This is a genomic window from Streptococcus sp. HMSC063B03, assembly GCF_001836965.1.
GTDB lineage: Bacteria > Bacillota > Bacilli > Lactobacillales > Streptococcaceae > Streptococcus > Streptococcus pneumoniae_F.
In genome coordinates this window covers 16,568-31,143 of the sequence record NZ_KV831029.1, presented here as the reverse complement: position 1 = coordinate 31,143, position 14,576 = coordinate 16,568, and the positions used below count along the sequence as shown (strand labels likewise).

The window sequence follows — 14,576 nt, the reverse complement described above, 5'->3', positions numbered from 1 at the left end:
GAACTAAAGGACTTAAAAGAAAGAAGGTTAAGTGATGAAGAATAGTGCTATTGGGAGTAATTGGAAGGATGTCCGTTCTGAGCTCTTTAGCAAAGAGGAAATCCTTGAAAGTGATATGCGAGTCGCTATCATGAGTGAGTTGATTGAAGCTAGACACGAACAAGGAATCAGTCAGAAAAAGCTAGAAGAACTTAGTGGAGTGAGCCAGCCTGTCATAGCTAGGATGGAAACAGGCAAGACTAGCCCCCAGTTGGACACAGTCTTGAAAGTTTTAGCCAGTTTAGGAAAGACATTAGCAGTCGTCCCCCTCGAACAGAGAAAGAGTTGAAAGGAAGAAGTTGGAAAACTTTAACAAATTTAACAGTTATAGTGCCTCAAGTGTATAATATAGAAAAATTATGCTTTATTTATATCAAGTGCGAACGAAGTGAGCTTTTAGCGGATATTTCCCGCTATAGTGGTATTCTAGATAATAATTTATTATTATCTAGAACGGAATTTTTGAGACATTCTGGCTCAAAAATTAGGGATGAAATTACTTGGTTTGCTAAAATCATCCACTGGATAATTTTACCTCCCGTCCGCACTTTTCAGGGAAATATCAGAATTACAAAAGAAAAATCAACATATAGTCTTTTCTAATAACAAGCCATAGTCACTTATAAGAATCACTAATAAGACGTTTGAACCGTCTAACTGGGATACAGCTTTAAAACAAGCTACACAAAGGATTTGAGGCATTTGTCTCAGGTCTTTTTCTTTTGTTTAAAACGGAGATATAGTTTCAAACTATATCAAAGCCTAATTTTTTACAATTATACAGACGCTTTCTTTTCTGTTAAGATAGTTTCAACAACAAATTTTGGAGGACACATCATGTCAACTACAATCATCGGTTTCCCTCGTTTGGGCGAATTCCGCGAATTAAAATTTACAACTGAAAAATACTTTAGAAAAGAAATCTCAGAAGAAGAACTCCTTGCAGCAGCAAAAGACTTGCGTGCGAAACACTGGAACATTGTCAAAGAAAAAGGCATTACTGAAATTCCATCAAATGACTTTTCTCACTATGACAACTTCCTAGATGCAGCTTTCCTTTTCAACGTGGTACCTGCTTCAGTTCAAAACTTGGACTTGTCTGACCTTGAGCGCTACTTCGCTTTGGGTCGTGGTTACCAAGGAGAAAAAGGGGACGTTCGCGCCCTTCCAATGAAGAAATGGTTCAACACCAACTACCACTACATCGTTCCTAAATTTGAAAAAGACACTCAAGTCAAACTTGCAGGTCACAAGATCTTCGATGAGTTCCAAGAAGCAAAAGAACTTGGTTTAAACACTCGTCCAGTCCTAGTAGGTCCATTCACTTTCCTTCAATTGTCAGACTTTGAAGAAGGTGTGAAAGCAGAAGACTTCGTAGACAGCTTAGTGGCTGCTTACCAAGAAGTTTTTGCAAAATTGGCTGAACTTGGTGCGACTCGTATCCAATTGGATGAAGCTGCTCTTGTCAAAGATTTGACAGCTGAAGAAAAAGCTCTCTTCTTAAACCTCTACAACAAACTTTTGGCTGACAAAAAAGGTCTTGAAGTCTTGCTTCAAACTTACTTCGGAGACGTTCGTGACATCTACGCTGACCTTGTGAACTTGCCAGTAGATGCTATCGGTCTTGACTTCGTTGAAGGTAAGAAAACTCTTGAATTGGTTAAAGGTGGTTTCCCAGCTGACAAGACTCTTTATGCAGGTATTGTCAATGGTAAAAACATCTGGCGAAACAACTACGAAAAGAGCTTGGCTGTTCTTGAACAAATCCCAGCTGAAAACATTGTCTTGACAAGCTCATGCTCACTTCTTCATGTGCCATTTACAACTGCTAATGAAGAATTTGAACCAGCAATCTTGAACCACTTTGCCTTTGCAGTTGAAAAATTGGATGAGATTCGTGATTTGGATGCTATCCGCAATGGTCAAGGTGAAGAAGCACTTGCAGCTAACAAAGAACTCTTTGCGACTGAGCGTGTTGGTGAAAATGCGGAACTTCGTGCGCGTATCGCTGGTTTGACTGATGCAGACTACACTCGTTTGCCAGCCTTTGCAGAACGTGAAGCTATCCAAGAAGAAGCTTTCAAACTTCCAGCTCTTCCAACAACAACTATCGGTTCATTCCCTCAAACTAAAGAAGTTCGTGCTAAACGTTTGGCTTACCGTAAAGGTGAATTGTCTCAAGAAGAGTACGACGCTTTTCTTGCTGAAACGATTGATGAATGGATCAAATGGCAAGAAGATATCGACTTTGATGTCCTTGTTCACGGTGAATTTGAGCGTAATGACATGGTTGAGTACTTCGGTCAAAACTTGTCAGGTTACCTCTTCTCTAAAAATGGTTGGGTACAATCATACGGTATGCGTGGGGTGAAACCACCAATCATTTGGGGTGATGTAACTCGTCTTAACCCTATCACTGTTAAATGGTCTAGCTATGCACAAAGCCGTACAAACAAACCTGTTAAAGGTATGTTGACTGGACCTGTTACCATCCTCAACTGGTCATTCCCTCGTGAAGACATCTCTATCAAGGATTCTACTCTTCAAATCGCCCTTGCCATCAAGGATGAAGTACTTGACCTTGAAGCTGCTGGTGTGAAAATCATCCAAATCGATGAGGCTGCTCTTCGTGAGAAATTGCCACTCCGTCGTAGTGACTGGTACGAAGATTACCTTGACTGGGCAATTCCTGCCTTCCGTTTGGTACACTCAACAGTAGCGCCAGATACACAAATCCACACTCACATGTGTTACTCAGAATTTACAGATATCATCCCAGCTATCGATAACATGGATGCAGATGTTATTTCCTTTGAAGCTAGCCGTTCAAACCTTGAAATCTTGGACGAACTCAAAGCGAAAAACTTCCAAACAGAAGTGGGACCAGGGGTTTACGATATCCACTCACCTCGTGTGCCAAATGAAGGCGAAATCGACCATACAATCGAAGCTATCCTTGCTAAAGTGCCAAGCAAGAAAGTTTGGATCAACCCTGACTGTGGTTTGAAAACACGTGGTATTCCAGAAACAAAAGAAAGCTTGATCCGCCTTGTGGAAGCAGCGAAAGCTGCGCGTGAGAAATTGTAAGATAAGGATTTCTCTAGAAGCACTGTTTGGTCAATCTGCCTGTTTCACTTGGATTCTAAGAGTCCAGCTAACTAAAAATCAACTAGAAAAGGATAAGGACTATGTCACGCCAAACACCGTCACTCTCATTTGAAGTGTTCCCTCCAAACCCAGCCGTGGGTAATGATAACATTATTTCTGCTCTTCAAGATATGCAGGAGTTGGCTCCCCACTTTATCAGTGTGACTGCCAGCAATAATAAATTTAATATCAAGGAAACGACGGTTCGTTTGGCTGACTTTATCCAAAATGACTTGGCGATTCCGACTATTGCTCACTTGCCAGCTATCTATTTAACTAAGGACAAGGTTGCTGAAACCATTTCTGATTTGGACAAGGTTGGGGTGCAGAAAATCTTGGCTCTTCGTGGGGATATTATCCCTGATGTGGAACCACAAAAGGATTTCCACTACGCAACTGACTTGATCGAGTTCATCAAGGAACAAGCCCCTCACTTTGATATTGTTGGCGCTTGCTATCCAGAAGGGCATCCAGATTCACCAAATCAGATTTCAGATATTCAAAATCTTAAGAAGAAAGTAGATGCAGGTTGTTCGAGCCTCGTGACTCAGCTTTTCTTTGACAATGAGCGCTTCTATGATTTTCAAGATAAGTGTATCTTGGCTGGGATTGATGTTCCTATTCATGCAGGGATTATGCCAATTCTGAATCGAAATCAGGCTCTCCGCCTCTTGAAGACTTGTGAGAATATCCATCTTCCACGCAAATTTAAAGCTATCTTAGACAAGTATGAGCATGACCCTGAGTCGCTCAGAGCAGCAGGACTTGCCTATGCAGTGGACCAAATCGTGGACTTGGTAACTCAGGATGTTGCAGGTGTGCATCTCTACACCATGAACAATGCAGAAACAGCAAAATACATCCACCAAGCAACCCATGCCTTGTTTAATCATCAGTCTCTAGGATAATAAAAAGTAAACCATTCTTCTCAGGTGAGGGGAATGGTTCCTTTTTAATGGTAAAGACCGCACTTTTTAAGAAAAATATGATAAAATAGACTCTGTACGTACTTGATACAAAGATGAGGGTATAAACAGATTTTTAACTATTCAAATCTGCTATAAAAAGGAAAAATACTAAAGAATAATATCTTTAAACTTTTCAAAGTACCTAAATAGTTGAACACGGGCTAAATCCCTAGTGAAATAGATAGATTTCCTAGTGTGCATCGCACACTGCGTCAATCTCCTATTTTCATACGGGATTCTTCACGCCCTTTGTATCCTGATTTTTGTAGGCAAGACGTATAATATTATCAATCCAAAGGGGTTAAAAATGACAAAACAAGTGTTTCAAACGACTTTTGCGGGTCGTGAGTTAATTGTAGAGACTGGTCAGGTTGCTAAGCAGGCAAATGGCTCTGTTGTTGTACGTTACGGTGAGTCAACCGTCTTGACTGCTGCCGTGATGTCTAAGAAAATGGCAACTGGAGATTTCTTCCCTCTTCAAGTCAACTACGAAGAAAAAATGTATGCAGCTGGGAAGTTTCCTGGTGGCTTTATGAAACGTGAAGGACGTCCTTCAACGGATGCGACTTTGACAGCGCGTTTGATTGACCGTCCAATCCGTCCTATGTTTGCGGAAGGATTCCGTAATGAAGTACAAGTCATCAACACCGTGCTTTCTTATGATGAAAATGCATCTGCACCAATGGCTGCTATGTTTGGTTCATCCTTGGCACTTTCCATTTCAGATATTCCATTTGACGGACCAATCGCTGGGGTACAGGTGGGCTATGTAGATGGCCAAATCATCATCAACCCAAGTCAAGAACAAGCAGAGCAATCTTTCCTTGAATTGACAGTAGCTGGTACTAAACACGCCATCAACATGGTAGAGTCTGGTGCTAAAGAATTGTCAGAAGAAATCATGTTGGAAGCCCTTCTTAAAGGGCACGAAGCAGTCAAAGAATTGATTGCCTTCCAAGAAGAAATCGTTGCAGCAGTCGGTAAGGAAAAGGCTGAAGTAGAATTGCTTCATGTGGACGCTGACTTGCAAGCTGAAATCATCGCAGCCTACAACAGCGACCTCCAAAAAGCGGTTCAAGTAGAAGAAAAATTGGCTCGTGAAGCTGCAACACAAGCAGTTAAGGATCAAGTAACTGCTGTTTACGAAGAAAAATATGCAGATCATGAAGAATTTGACCGTATTATGCGTGATGTTGCTGAAATCTTGGAACAAATGGAACACGCTGAAGTGCGTCGTTTGATTACAGAAGACAAGGTTCGCCCTGATGGTCGTAAGGTCGATGAAATCCGTCCTTTGGATGCGGTTGTTGACTTCCTTCCTCGTGTACACGGTTCTGGTCTCTTCACTCGTGGTCAAACTCAGGCCCTTTCAGTCTTGACCTTGGCTCCGATGGGGGAAACTCAAATCATCGATGGTTTGGATCCAGAGTACAAGAAACGCTTTATGCACCACTATAACTTCCCTCAATATTCTGTAGGGGAAACTGGTCGTTACGGTGCGCCAGGTCGTCGTGAAATTGGTCACGGGGCTCTTGGTGAACGTGCCCTTGCTCAAGTCTTGCCAAGCTTGGAGGAATTCCCATACGCTATCCGTTTGGTAGCAGAAGTTTTAGAATCAAATGGTTCTTCTTCTCAAGCCTCTATCTGTGCGGGAACGCTTGCCCTTATGGCTGGTGGTGTGCCAATCAAGGCGCCAGTAGCAGGGATTGCCATGGGTCTCATCTCAGATGGAAACAACTATACAGTCTTGACAGATATCCAAGGTTTGGAAGACCACTTTGGAGACATGGACTTCAAGGTTGCAGGAACTCGTGACGGGATTACAGCCCTACAAATGGATATCAAGATTCAAGGGATTACTGCAGAAATCTTGACTGAGGCTCTTGCCCAAGCCAAGAAAGCCCGTTTTGAAATTCTTGATGTGATTGAAGCAACCATTCCAGAAGTTCGTCCAGAATTGGCTCCAACTGCTCCGAAAATTGATACCATCAAGATTGATGTGGACAAGATTAAGATTGTCATCGGTAAGGGTGGAGAAACCATCGACAAGATTATCGCTGAAACAGGCGTTAAGATTGATATTGACGAAGAAGGAAATGTATCTATCTACTCTAGCGACCAAGATGCCATTAACCGTGCTAAAGAAATTATTGCTGGTTTGGTGCGTGAAGCTAAAGTGGATGAAGTTTACCGTGCTAAAGTCGTTCGTATCGAGAAATTTGGTGCCTTTGTCAACCTCTTTGACAAGACAGATGCTCTTGTTCATATCTCTGAGATGGCATGGACGCGTACCAATAATGTCGAAGACTTGGTAGCAATCGGGGATGAAGTTGATGTTAAGGTTATCAAAATTGATGAAAAAGGACGTGTGGATGCTTCTATGAAAGCCCTTCTTCCTCGTCCACCAAAACCTGAACGTGATGAAAAAGGTGAAAAATCAGAGCGTCCTCATCGCCCACGTCATCACAAGGATCACAAACCTAAGAAAGAATTTACAGAAACACCAAAAGATTTAGAATAAGAAAAGGAGAAATGTATGGGATGGTGGCGCGAAACCATTGATATCGTAAAAGAAAATGATCCAGCGGCCCGCACCACTTTGGAGGTTTTGCTAACTTATCCAGGTGTCAAAGCCTTGGCGGCCCACCGTCTCTCGCATTTTCTATGGAAGCATGGCTTCAAACTCCTGGCTCGTATGCACAGTCAGTTTTGGCGCTTTTGGACTCAGATTGAGATTCATCCAGGTGCCCAGATCGATTCAGGGGTCTTTATCGACCATGGCTCTGGTTTGGTGATTGGGGAGACAGCGATTGTTGAAAAAGGTGTTCTCCTTTATCATGGAGTGACTCTTGGGGGAACAGGGAAAGACTGTGGCAAACGCCATCCTACCGTTCGCAAAGGAGCGCTTATATCCGCTCATGCCCAAGTCATTGGACCCGTTGAAATCGGTGAAAATGCCAAAGTCGGTGCAGCAGCAGTAGTTGTTGCAGATGTTCCAAGTGATGTGACAGTGGTTGGAATTCCTGCTAAGATCGTCCGAGTTCATGGACAGAAGGATGAGCCAACGATTCATGAAGTTGAAGAAAGACGAGAGTACTACGTTAATAAACTTGAGCAGGCTAAAGAAGCCAGTCACAGATCGTCTGGGTTGTAGAGGATGGCTATATGATTCAAGCAAGAAACAAGTTAAGCCAAGAGAATGAAGTCCAAATTAGGACAATTGAGGAGCAGCGAGAAGCAAGTTACTATTTTTCAAAATTATAAATTCTTGGAAGGACAAGCTTAGCTATACTGCTTTTGTACGATAACTGAGGAACTTTGAAAGAAAGGTTTTTTCAAGGACAATAAGTATTTTGCGTTCTATTTGGCAGGAAGTCTTGTTTCTGTTTTCAGTTTGTTTCGTGCAGGAAATCTGATTTTCGGTCTTCTGATCCTACTCTTTCTGGTCCTGCTCTTTGCCTACCTTTACCATTTGAGCCAGAAGTATACAGGAGAGGCGCTTGAATGTTTAAGAATGAACCGTTCTGCTGCAGATTGGAATTGCTGTTGTCTGGTTTATTTTTCTTGTCCAGCAAGGATTTTGCTGAATACTTTGATTAGCTTAGGTATAATCATCTGGGTCTATCCTGCTAAGTGAAGGCGAAGCAGAACTAGAAAGGAAACTACAAGAATGGCAGTATATTTTTACGGCTGTATCACCTTGGATGGCTACTTGGCAGACAGCCAGCACAGGATAGACTGGCTGCATCAGCTTGGTTCTGTAGAGAATACAGGCTATGATGACTTTTACAGGCAAATGGATATCACCATCATGGGCAAGCGGACCTTTGAGGAAATCCAAGATTTGCAAGATGTAGAAAGTTTTTATCAAGCTACGGAAAACTATGTCTTTACGCATGATAGGCACCTGCCTGTCAGCAATTACCAGCCAGTAGCTGGGGATGTGGTGGACTTTGTTCACCAGATTGACAAAGGCAAAAATGTCTTTGTGATTGGTGGTAATTCCTTAGTAGGACCGCTCTTGGATGCGGATCTTTTCGACCACATCATTATTCAGATAGCGCCCCTTATCCTAGGAAAGGGGGTTCCCCTCTTTACCCAAGAGGAAGGGCAGCGCTTTTACCAACTGGATAGCCTCAGACAATTTGGTCCTTTTGCAGAGCTGGTTTTCAGCCGAAAAAATCAGAAATAGAGAAGGGAGTGGACCGCATGATTAAAATTTACGACACCATGTCTCGTGATTTGCGAGAATTTGTCCCGATTGAGGACGGAAAAGTCAAGATGTATGTTTGTGGGCCAACCGTGTATAACTATATCCACGTGGGGAATGCCCGTTCGACGGTAGCTTTTGATACGATTCGTCGTTATTTTGAGTATCGTGGGTATGAGGTTGCCTATATTTCCAATTTTACGGATGTGGATGATAAGATTATCAACCGTGCCAAGGAAGAAGGTATCACGCCTCAGGAGGTTGCGGACAAGTACATCGCTGCCTTTCGTGAGGATGTGACGGCCTTGGGCGTCAAACCTGCGACCCGCCATCCTCGTGTGGTGGAGTTTATGGCTGACATTATCCGCTTTGTGGAAGATTTGATTGAAAAAGGCTTTGCTTATGAGAGCCAAGGAGATGTCTATTTCCGTGTGGAAAAATCTCATAACTATGCCAAGTTGGCCAATAAAACCTTGGAAGATTTGGAGCTAGGTGCTTCAGGTCGTACCGATGAAGAAACAGCTCGTAAGGAAAATCCTGTAGACTTTGCCCTCTGGAAATCTGCCAAATCAGGCGAGATTTCTTGGGACAGTCCTTGGGGACCTGGTCGTCCGGGCTGGCACATCGAGTGTTCAGTCATGTCGACAGAGATTTTGGGAGATACCATTGATATCCACGGTGGTGGAGCTGACCTAGAGTTTCCTCACCATACCAATGAAATTGCCCAGTCAGAAGCCAAAACAGGCAAGACCTTTGCTAACTACTGGATGCACAATGGCTTTGTCAATATCGACAATGTCAAGATGTCTAAGTCTTTGGGCAACTTTATCACAGTGCACGATGCCCTTAAAACTCTTGATGGTCAAGTCCTTCGTTTCTTCTTTGCGACTCAACATTATCGCAAGCCTATCAACTTTACGGAAAAGGCAGTGCGTGATGCAGAGACTAATCTCAAGTATCTAAAGAACACTTACGAACAACCATTTTCTGGGACTGTAGATGCCCAAGACTTGCAAGCCTTTAAAGACAAGTTTGTAGCAGCTATGGATGAGGATTTCAACTCTGCCAACGGTATTACAGTAGTCTTTGAAATGGCCAAGTGGATCAATTCTGGAAACTATGATGCAAGTGTTAAGGAAGCTCTTGCGGCTATGTTAGAGGTCTTTGGAATTGTCTTTGTTGAGGAAGTTTTGGATGCAGAGATTGAAGACTTGATCCAAAAACGCCAAGAAGCGCGTGCCAATCGTGACTTTGCTACAGCGGACCAGATCCGTGACCAATTGGCTGCTCAAGGGATTAAGCTCCTTGACACCAAAGATGGAGTGAGGTGGACACGTGGTTGATGTCAATCTCATTAACGGGATTGCGTTAGCTTTTGAGGGGGACGCGGTGTATTCTATGTATATTCGCCGTCACCTCATCCTCAAAGGTATGACCAAACCCAATAAACTCCACCAAGAAGCGACCAAGTATGTCTCAGCCAAGGCTCAGGCTCGCCTGATTTCCCTTATGTTAGAGGAGCAGGTTTTAACAGAAAAAGAAGAAGAAATCTACAAACGTGGTCGCAATACCAATAGTCACACCAAGGCCAAAAATGCTGATGTGGTGACTTACCGTATGTCCACAGGTTTTGAAGCCGTGATGGGCTATCTCCATATGACTGATAATCTAGAACGTCTTGAGAGCTTGATTTCGTGGTGCATCCAAAAAGTGGAGGGCTAGGACGTGATAGCAAAAGAACTACAAGACTGGTTTCCTGAGGCTCAGATTTCAGACCAACCAGTAGAGAAAGAGGGCTATCTCACGCTCCCTTTAACTTCTCAGCAGTGGATTTTGCTGGAGGAAGCTGGGCTCAGTGAGCGTGAAAAGCAGTTGGTTGCCCTTTTGACCCAGCAGGAGCAGGCTCGTTCGCTCAATCCTTGGTATTCCTATCTGATTGAGGGCAAGGGTCAGGCACCGAAAACTTTTAAAAAGATTCAGTTGGTTTATTGTCATCTTTCCTATTTTCAGCAGGAAAATCTAGCTTCTTGGCTGGATATGATGCGGACTCTTTTTCCTAACTGTCAGACAGTGCTTCAGGTCGGAGCTCAGGATTATGTTTTCGTACTTCAACAAGACAAATACACATCTGTACGAGCTATTTTAAGTGATACGATTGAAGCGGTTGAGTATGACTTTGGACTGCGTCTCTCTATCATGTTAGGTCAGGTTTGGTCTCAGACAGGACATCAAGCCCTATCAGACTTAATCAAAGCAGAGCGCGATTTGTTTAAGACTTGGTGGCGTCAGGGTCACCAAGGTGTTCATACCTTTTCACAACTCTATCTTTGGAGTATGGGGGAAAGAATTGTTGACCTGAGAGCAATCAAGGAATGCCTGCACCAGATGATTTTGGACCAGGATCAGATTCAGGAAATCATTCTCTCCCTTTGGGAAAATAGTGCCGTTCTCACTAAAACAGCCCAGCAACTCTATCTGCACCGCAATTCTCTCCAATATAAGATTGATAAATGGGAAGAATTGACAGGGCTTCAGTTGAAGGAATTGACTGACCTGACCTTGTGTTATCAGTTGATTTTACCAGATATTTTATAAAGTTTTGTGCAAGTTGCACAGAACTTTTTTATTTTTTTGGTCACCTTGCCATAGAAAAGTAAAGCGTTTTCATCTATAATAAAACTATCAAAAGACAAAAGGAGTTCACCTCATGGTAGAATTGAATCTTAAAAACATTTACAAAAAATATCCAAACAGCGAACACTATTCAGTTGAAGACTTCAACTTGGACATCAAAGACAAAGAATTTATCGTTTTCGTAGGTCCTTCAGGATGTGGTAAATCAACAACTCTTCGTATGATTGCTGGTCTTGAAGACATCACAGAAGGTACTGCATCTATCGATGGCGTGGTTGTCAACGACGTAGCTCCAAAAGACCGTGACATCGCCATGGTATTCCAAAACTACGCTCTTTACCCACACATGACTGTTTATGACAACATGGCTTTTGGTTTGAAATTGCGTAAATACAGCAAAGAAGACATCGACAAACGTGTACAAGAAGCAGCTGAAATCCTTGGATTGAAAGAATTCTTGGAACGTAAACCAGCTGACCTTTCAGGTGGTCAACGTCAACGTGTTGCCATGGGTCGTGCCATCGTCCGTGACGCAAAAGTATTCTTGATGGACGAACCTTTGTCAAACTTGGATGCCAAACTTCGTGTATCAATGCGTGCTGAAATCGCTAAAATCCACCGTCGTATCGGAGCTACAACTATCTACGTAACTCACGACCAAACAGAAGCGATGACACTTGCAGACCGTATCGTTATCATGTCAGCAACTAAGAACCCTGCTGGTACAGGTACTATCGGACGTGTGGAACAAATCGGTACTCCTCAAGAAGTTTACAAAAACCCAGTTAACAAATTCGTAGCAGGATTCATCGGAAGCCCAGCTATGAACTTCATCAACGTGAAGTTGGTTGGTAGCGAAATTGTTTCTGACGGTTTTCGTTTGAAAGTTCCAGAAGGCGCATTGAAAGTTCTTCGTGAAAAAGGCTACGAAGGTAAAGAATTGATCTTCGGTATCCGTCCAGAAGACGTGAATGCAGAACCTGCTTTCCTTGAAACATTCCCAGAATCAGTTGTCAAAGCTACTATCTCAGTATCAGAATTGCTTGGTTCAGAATCTCACCTTTACTGCCAAGTTGGTAAAGATGAATTTGTTGCCAAAGTTGATGCTCGTGACTACTTGCAAACAGGTGCAACAGTTGAACTTGGATTTGACTTGAACAAAGCACACTTCTTCGATGTAGAAACTGAAAGAACGGTTTACTAAGATAAAAGAAACTTAAAACACTGCTAGAGAAATCTGGCAGTGTTTTTTGAGATGTGGATTGATTGAGAGGGAATTTTCTAGTTTTCATATTCTTAAAAAAGTGATAAAATGGTAGGAAGAATTGGAGAGTAGAGATGCCGAAAGAAGTGAATTTAACAGGCGAAGAAGTTGTCGCTTTAACCAAAGAATATTTGACGGAAGAGGATGTCCATTTTGTCCATAAGGCCTTGGTCTACGCGGTGGAATGCCATAGTGGTCAATATCGCAAATCAGGTGAGCCTTATATTATTCACCCTATCCAAGTGGCAGGTATTTTAGCTAAGCTCAAGCTGGATGCTGTAACGGTAGCTTGTGGTTTCTTGCATGACGTGGTAGAAGATACAGAAGCGACTCTGGATGATTTGGAAAGAGAGTTTGGTCCTGATGTGCGGGTAATCGTAGATGGGGTTACCAAGCTCGGTAAGGTCGAGTACAAATCAATCGAGGAACAATTAGCGGAAAATCATCGCAAGATGCTCATGGCCATGTCTGAGGACATCCGCGTTATCTTGGTCAAACTGTCTGACCGCTTACACAATATGCGGACCCTGAAACACCTTCGAAAAGACAAGCAGGAGCGTATTTCCAAAGAAACTATGGAAATCTATGCACCTCTTGCTCACCGTCTGGGGATTTCTAGCGTCAAATGGGAATTGGAAGACCTATCTTTCCGTTATCTCAACCCAACGGAGTTTTACAAGATTACCCACATGATGAAGGAAAAGCGCAGAGAGCGTGAAGCCTTGGTGGATGAGGTAGTCACAAAATTAGAAGAATATACGACAGATCGTCACTTGAAAGGGAAGATTTATGGTCGTCCCAAACATATTTACTCGATTTTCCGCAAAATGCAGGATAAGAGAAAACGGTTTGAGGAAATCTATGACCTGATTGCCATTCGTTGTATTTTGGATACCCAAAGTGATGTTTATGCCATGCTTGGTTACGTGCATGAGCTTTGGAAACCCATGCCAGGTCGTTTCAAAGACTATATCGCTAACCGCAAGGCCAATGGTTATCAGTCTATCCATACGACTGTCTATGGGCCAAAAGGGCCGATTGAATTCCAGATTCGGACCAAGGAAATGCACGAGGTCGCTGAGTACGGGGTTGCGGCTCACTGGGCTTATAAGAAAGGCATTAAGGGGCAGGTTAACAGCAAGGAATCTGCTATTGGGATGAACTGGATCAAGGAGATGATGGAGCTCCAAGATCAGGCTGATGATGCTAAGGAATTTGTGGATTCTGTTAAGGAAAACTATCTGGCTGAGGAGATTTACGTCTTTACCCCAGATGGAGCTGTCCGTTCCCTTCCAAAAGATTCAGGACCGATTGACTTTGCCTATGAAATCCATACAAAAGTTGGGGAAAAAGCAACTGGTGCCAAGGTCAATGGTCGTATGGTTCCACTGACAACCAAGCTCAAGACAGGGGATCAGGTTGAAATTGTCACCAACCCCAATTCCTTTGGACCGAGCCGTGATTGGCTCAATATGGTCAAGACCAGCAAGGCTCGTAACAAGATTCGTCAGTTCTTTAAAAATCAAGATAAGGAATTGTCTGTCAACAAGGGTCGTGAAATGCTGATGGCTCAGTTCCAAGAAAATGGCTATGTGGCCAATAAATTCATGGACAAGCGCCACATGGACCAAGTTCTACAAAAGACCAGCTACAAGACAGAGGAATCCCTCTTTGCGGCTATTGGTTTTGGAGAAATCGGTGCGATTACCGTCTTTAACCGTCTGACTGAAAAGGAACGCCGTGAAGAAGAACGTGCCAAGGCCAAGGCTGAAGCAGAAGAACTTGTCAAAGGTGGCGAGATCAAGGTTGAAAATAAAGAAACCCTCAAGGTAAAGCATGAGGGTGGTGTGGTCATTGAAGGTGCATCAGGCCTCTTAGTGCGGATTGCTAAGTGTTGTAATCCTGTTCCTGGTGACGATATTGTTGGTTATATTACCAAGGGTCGTGGTGTAGCTATTCACCGTGTGGATTGTATGAACCTGCGTGCCCAAGAAAACTACGAGCAACGTCTCCTTGATGTGGAGTGGGAAGACCAGTATTCTAGCTCAAATAAGGAGTATATGGCTCATATCGATATTTATGGCCTCAACCGTACAGGACTGTTGAACGATGTACTGCAAGTTCTTTCAAACACAACCAAGAATATTTCAACGGTCAATGCTCAACCAACCAAGGATATGAAGTTTGCTAATATCCATGTGTCCTTTGGCATTGCCAATCTCTCGACACTGACTTCAGTCGTGGACAAGATTAAGAGTGTGCCAGAAGTCTATTCTGTCAAACGGACAAACGGCTAATTGTCTGAGCTTCTACT

The 14,576-nt window shown here is 43.1% G+C and carries 11 protein-coding genes; all 11 read left to right on the top strand.

All coding sequences use genetic code 11. The annotated features are described in order from the left end of the window. The first annotated feature begins 34 nt into the window (after positions 1-34). A complete protein-coding gene (locus tag HMPREF2628_RS04125; RefSeq protein WP_070842417.1) occupies positions 35-328 on the top strand; it encodes a helix-turn-helix domain-containing protein in 294 nt (97 codons plus the stop codon). Between the two features lie 548 nt (positions 329-876). After that, positions 877-3,126, top strand: coding sequence for a 5-methyltetrahydropteroyltriglutamate--homocysteine S-methyltransferase (gene metE, locus HMPREF2628_RS04120; RefSeq protein ID WP_070842416.1), 2,250 nt, complete (start codon positions 877-879; stop codon positions 3,124-3,126). A 101-nt stretch (positions 3,127-3,227) separates the two neighbouring features. Beyond that, positions 3,228-4,094, top strand: a complete 867-nt coding sequence (gene metF / locus HMPREF2628_RS04115; protein ID WP_000089969.1) for a methylenetetrahydrofolate reductase [NAD(P)H] — start codon at positions 3,228-3,230, stop codon at positions 4,092-4,094. Between the two features lie 367 nt (positions 4,095-4,461). Next, positions 4,462-6,675 (top strand): polyribonucleotide nucleotidyltransferase, encoded by a 2,214-nt coding sequence (gene pnp, locus HMPREF2628_RS04110; RefSeq protein WP_070842415.1) that lies wholly within the window; start codon positions 4,462-4,464, stop codon positions 6,673-6,675. 15 nt (positions 6,676-6,690) lie between these two features. Next, positions 6,691-7,308 (top strand): serine O-acetyltransferase, encoded by a 618-nt coding sequence (cysE, locus tag HMPREF2628_RS04105; protein WP_000539975.1) that lies wholly within the window; start codon positions 6,691-6,693, stop codon positions 7,306-7,308. 516 nt (positions 7,309-7,824) lie between these two features. Further along, a complete protein-coding gene (locus tag HMPREF2628_RS04095; RefSeq protein WP_070842413.1) occupies positions 7,825-8,346 on the top strand; it encodes a dihydrofolate reductase family protein in 522 nt (173 codons plus the stop codon). 17 nt (positions 8,347-8,363) lie between these two features. Continuing rightward, the gene (cysS, locus tag HMPREF2628_RS04090) at positions 8,364-9,707 is read left to right on the top strand and encodes a cysteine--tRNA ligase (RefSeq protein WP_070842412.1); all 1,344 of its coding nucleotides are present in this window, start codon (positions 8,364-8,366) and stop codon (positions 9,705-9,707) included. Continuing rightward, entirely contained in the window at positions 9,700-10,086 is a 387-nt protein-coding gene (locus tag HMPREF2628_RS04085) for a Mini-ribonuclease 3 (protein ID WP_070842411.1), read from the top strand. The genes cysS and HMPREF2628_RS04085 overlap by 8 nt, the downstream gene beginning before the upstream one ends. Before the next feature lie 3 nt (positions 10,087-10,089). Next, complete coding sequence (locus HMPREF2628_RS04080; RefSeq protein ID WP_070842410.1) at positions 10,090-10,959, top strand: helix-turn-helix domain-containing protein; 870 nt, start codon at positions 10,090-10,092, stop codon at positions 10,957-10,959. A gap of 112 nt (positions 10,960-11,071) precedes the next feature. Continuing rightward, a complete protein-coding gene (locus HMPREF2628_RS04075; protein ID WP_000229953.1) occupies positions 11,072-12,202 on the top strand; it encodes an ABC transporter ATP-binding protein in 1,131 nt (376 codons plus the stop codon). A 134-nt stretch (positions 12,203-12,336) separates the two neighbouring features. After that, positions 12,337-14,559, top strand: a complete 2,223-nt coding sequence (locus HMPREF2628_RS04070; RefSeq protein ID WP_070842409.1) for a RelA/SpoT family protein — start codon at positions 12,337-12,339, stop codon at positions 14,557-14,559. The last annotated feature ends 17 nt before the right edge of the window (positions 14,560-14,576 follow it).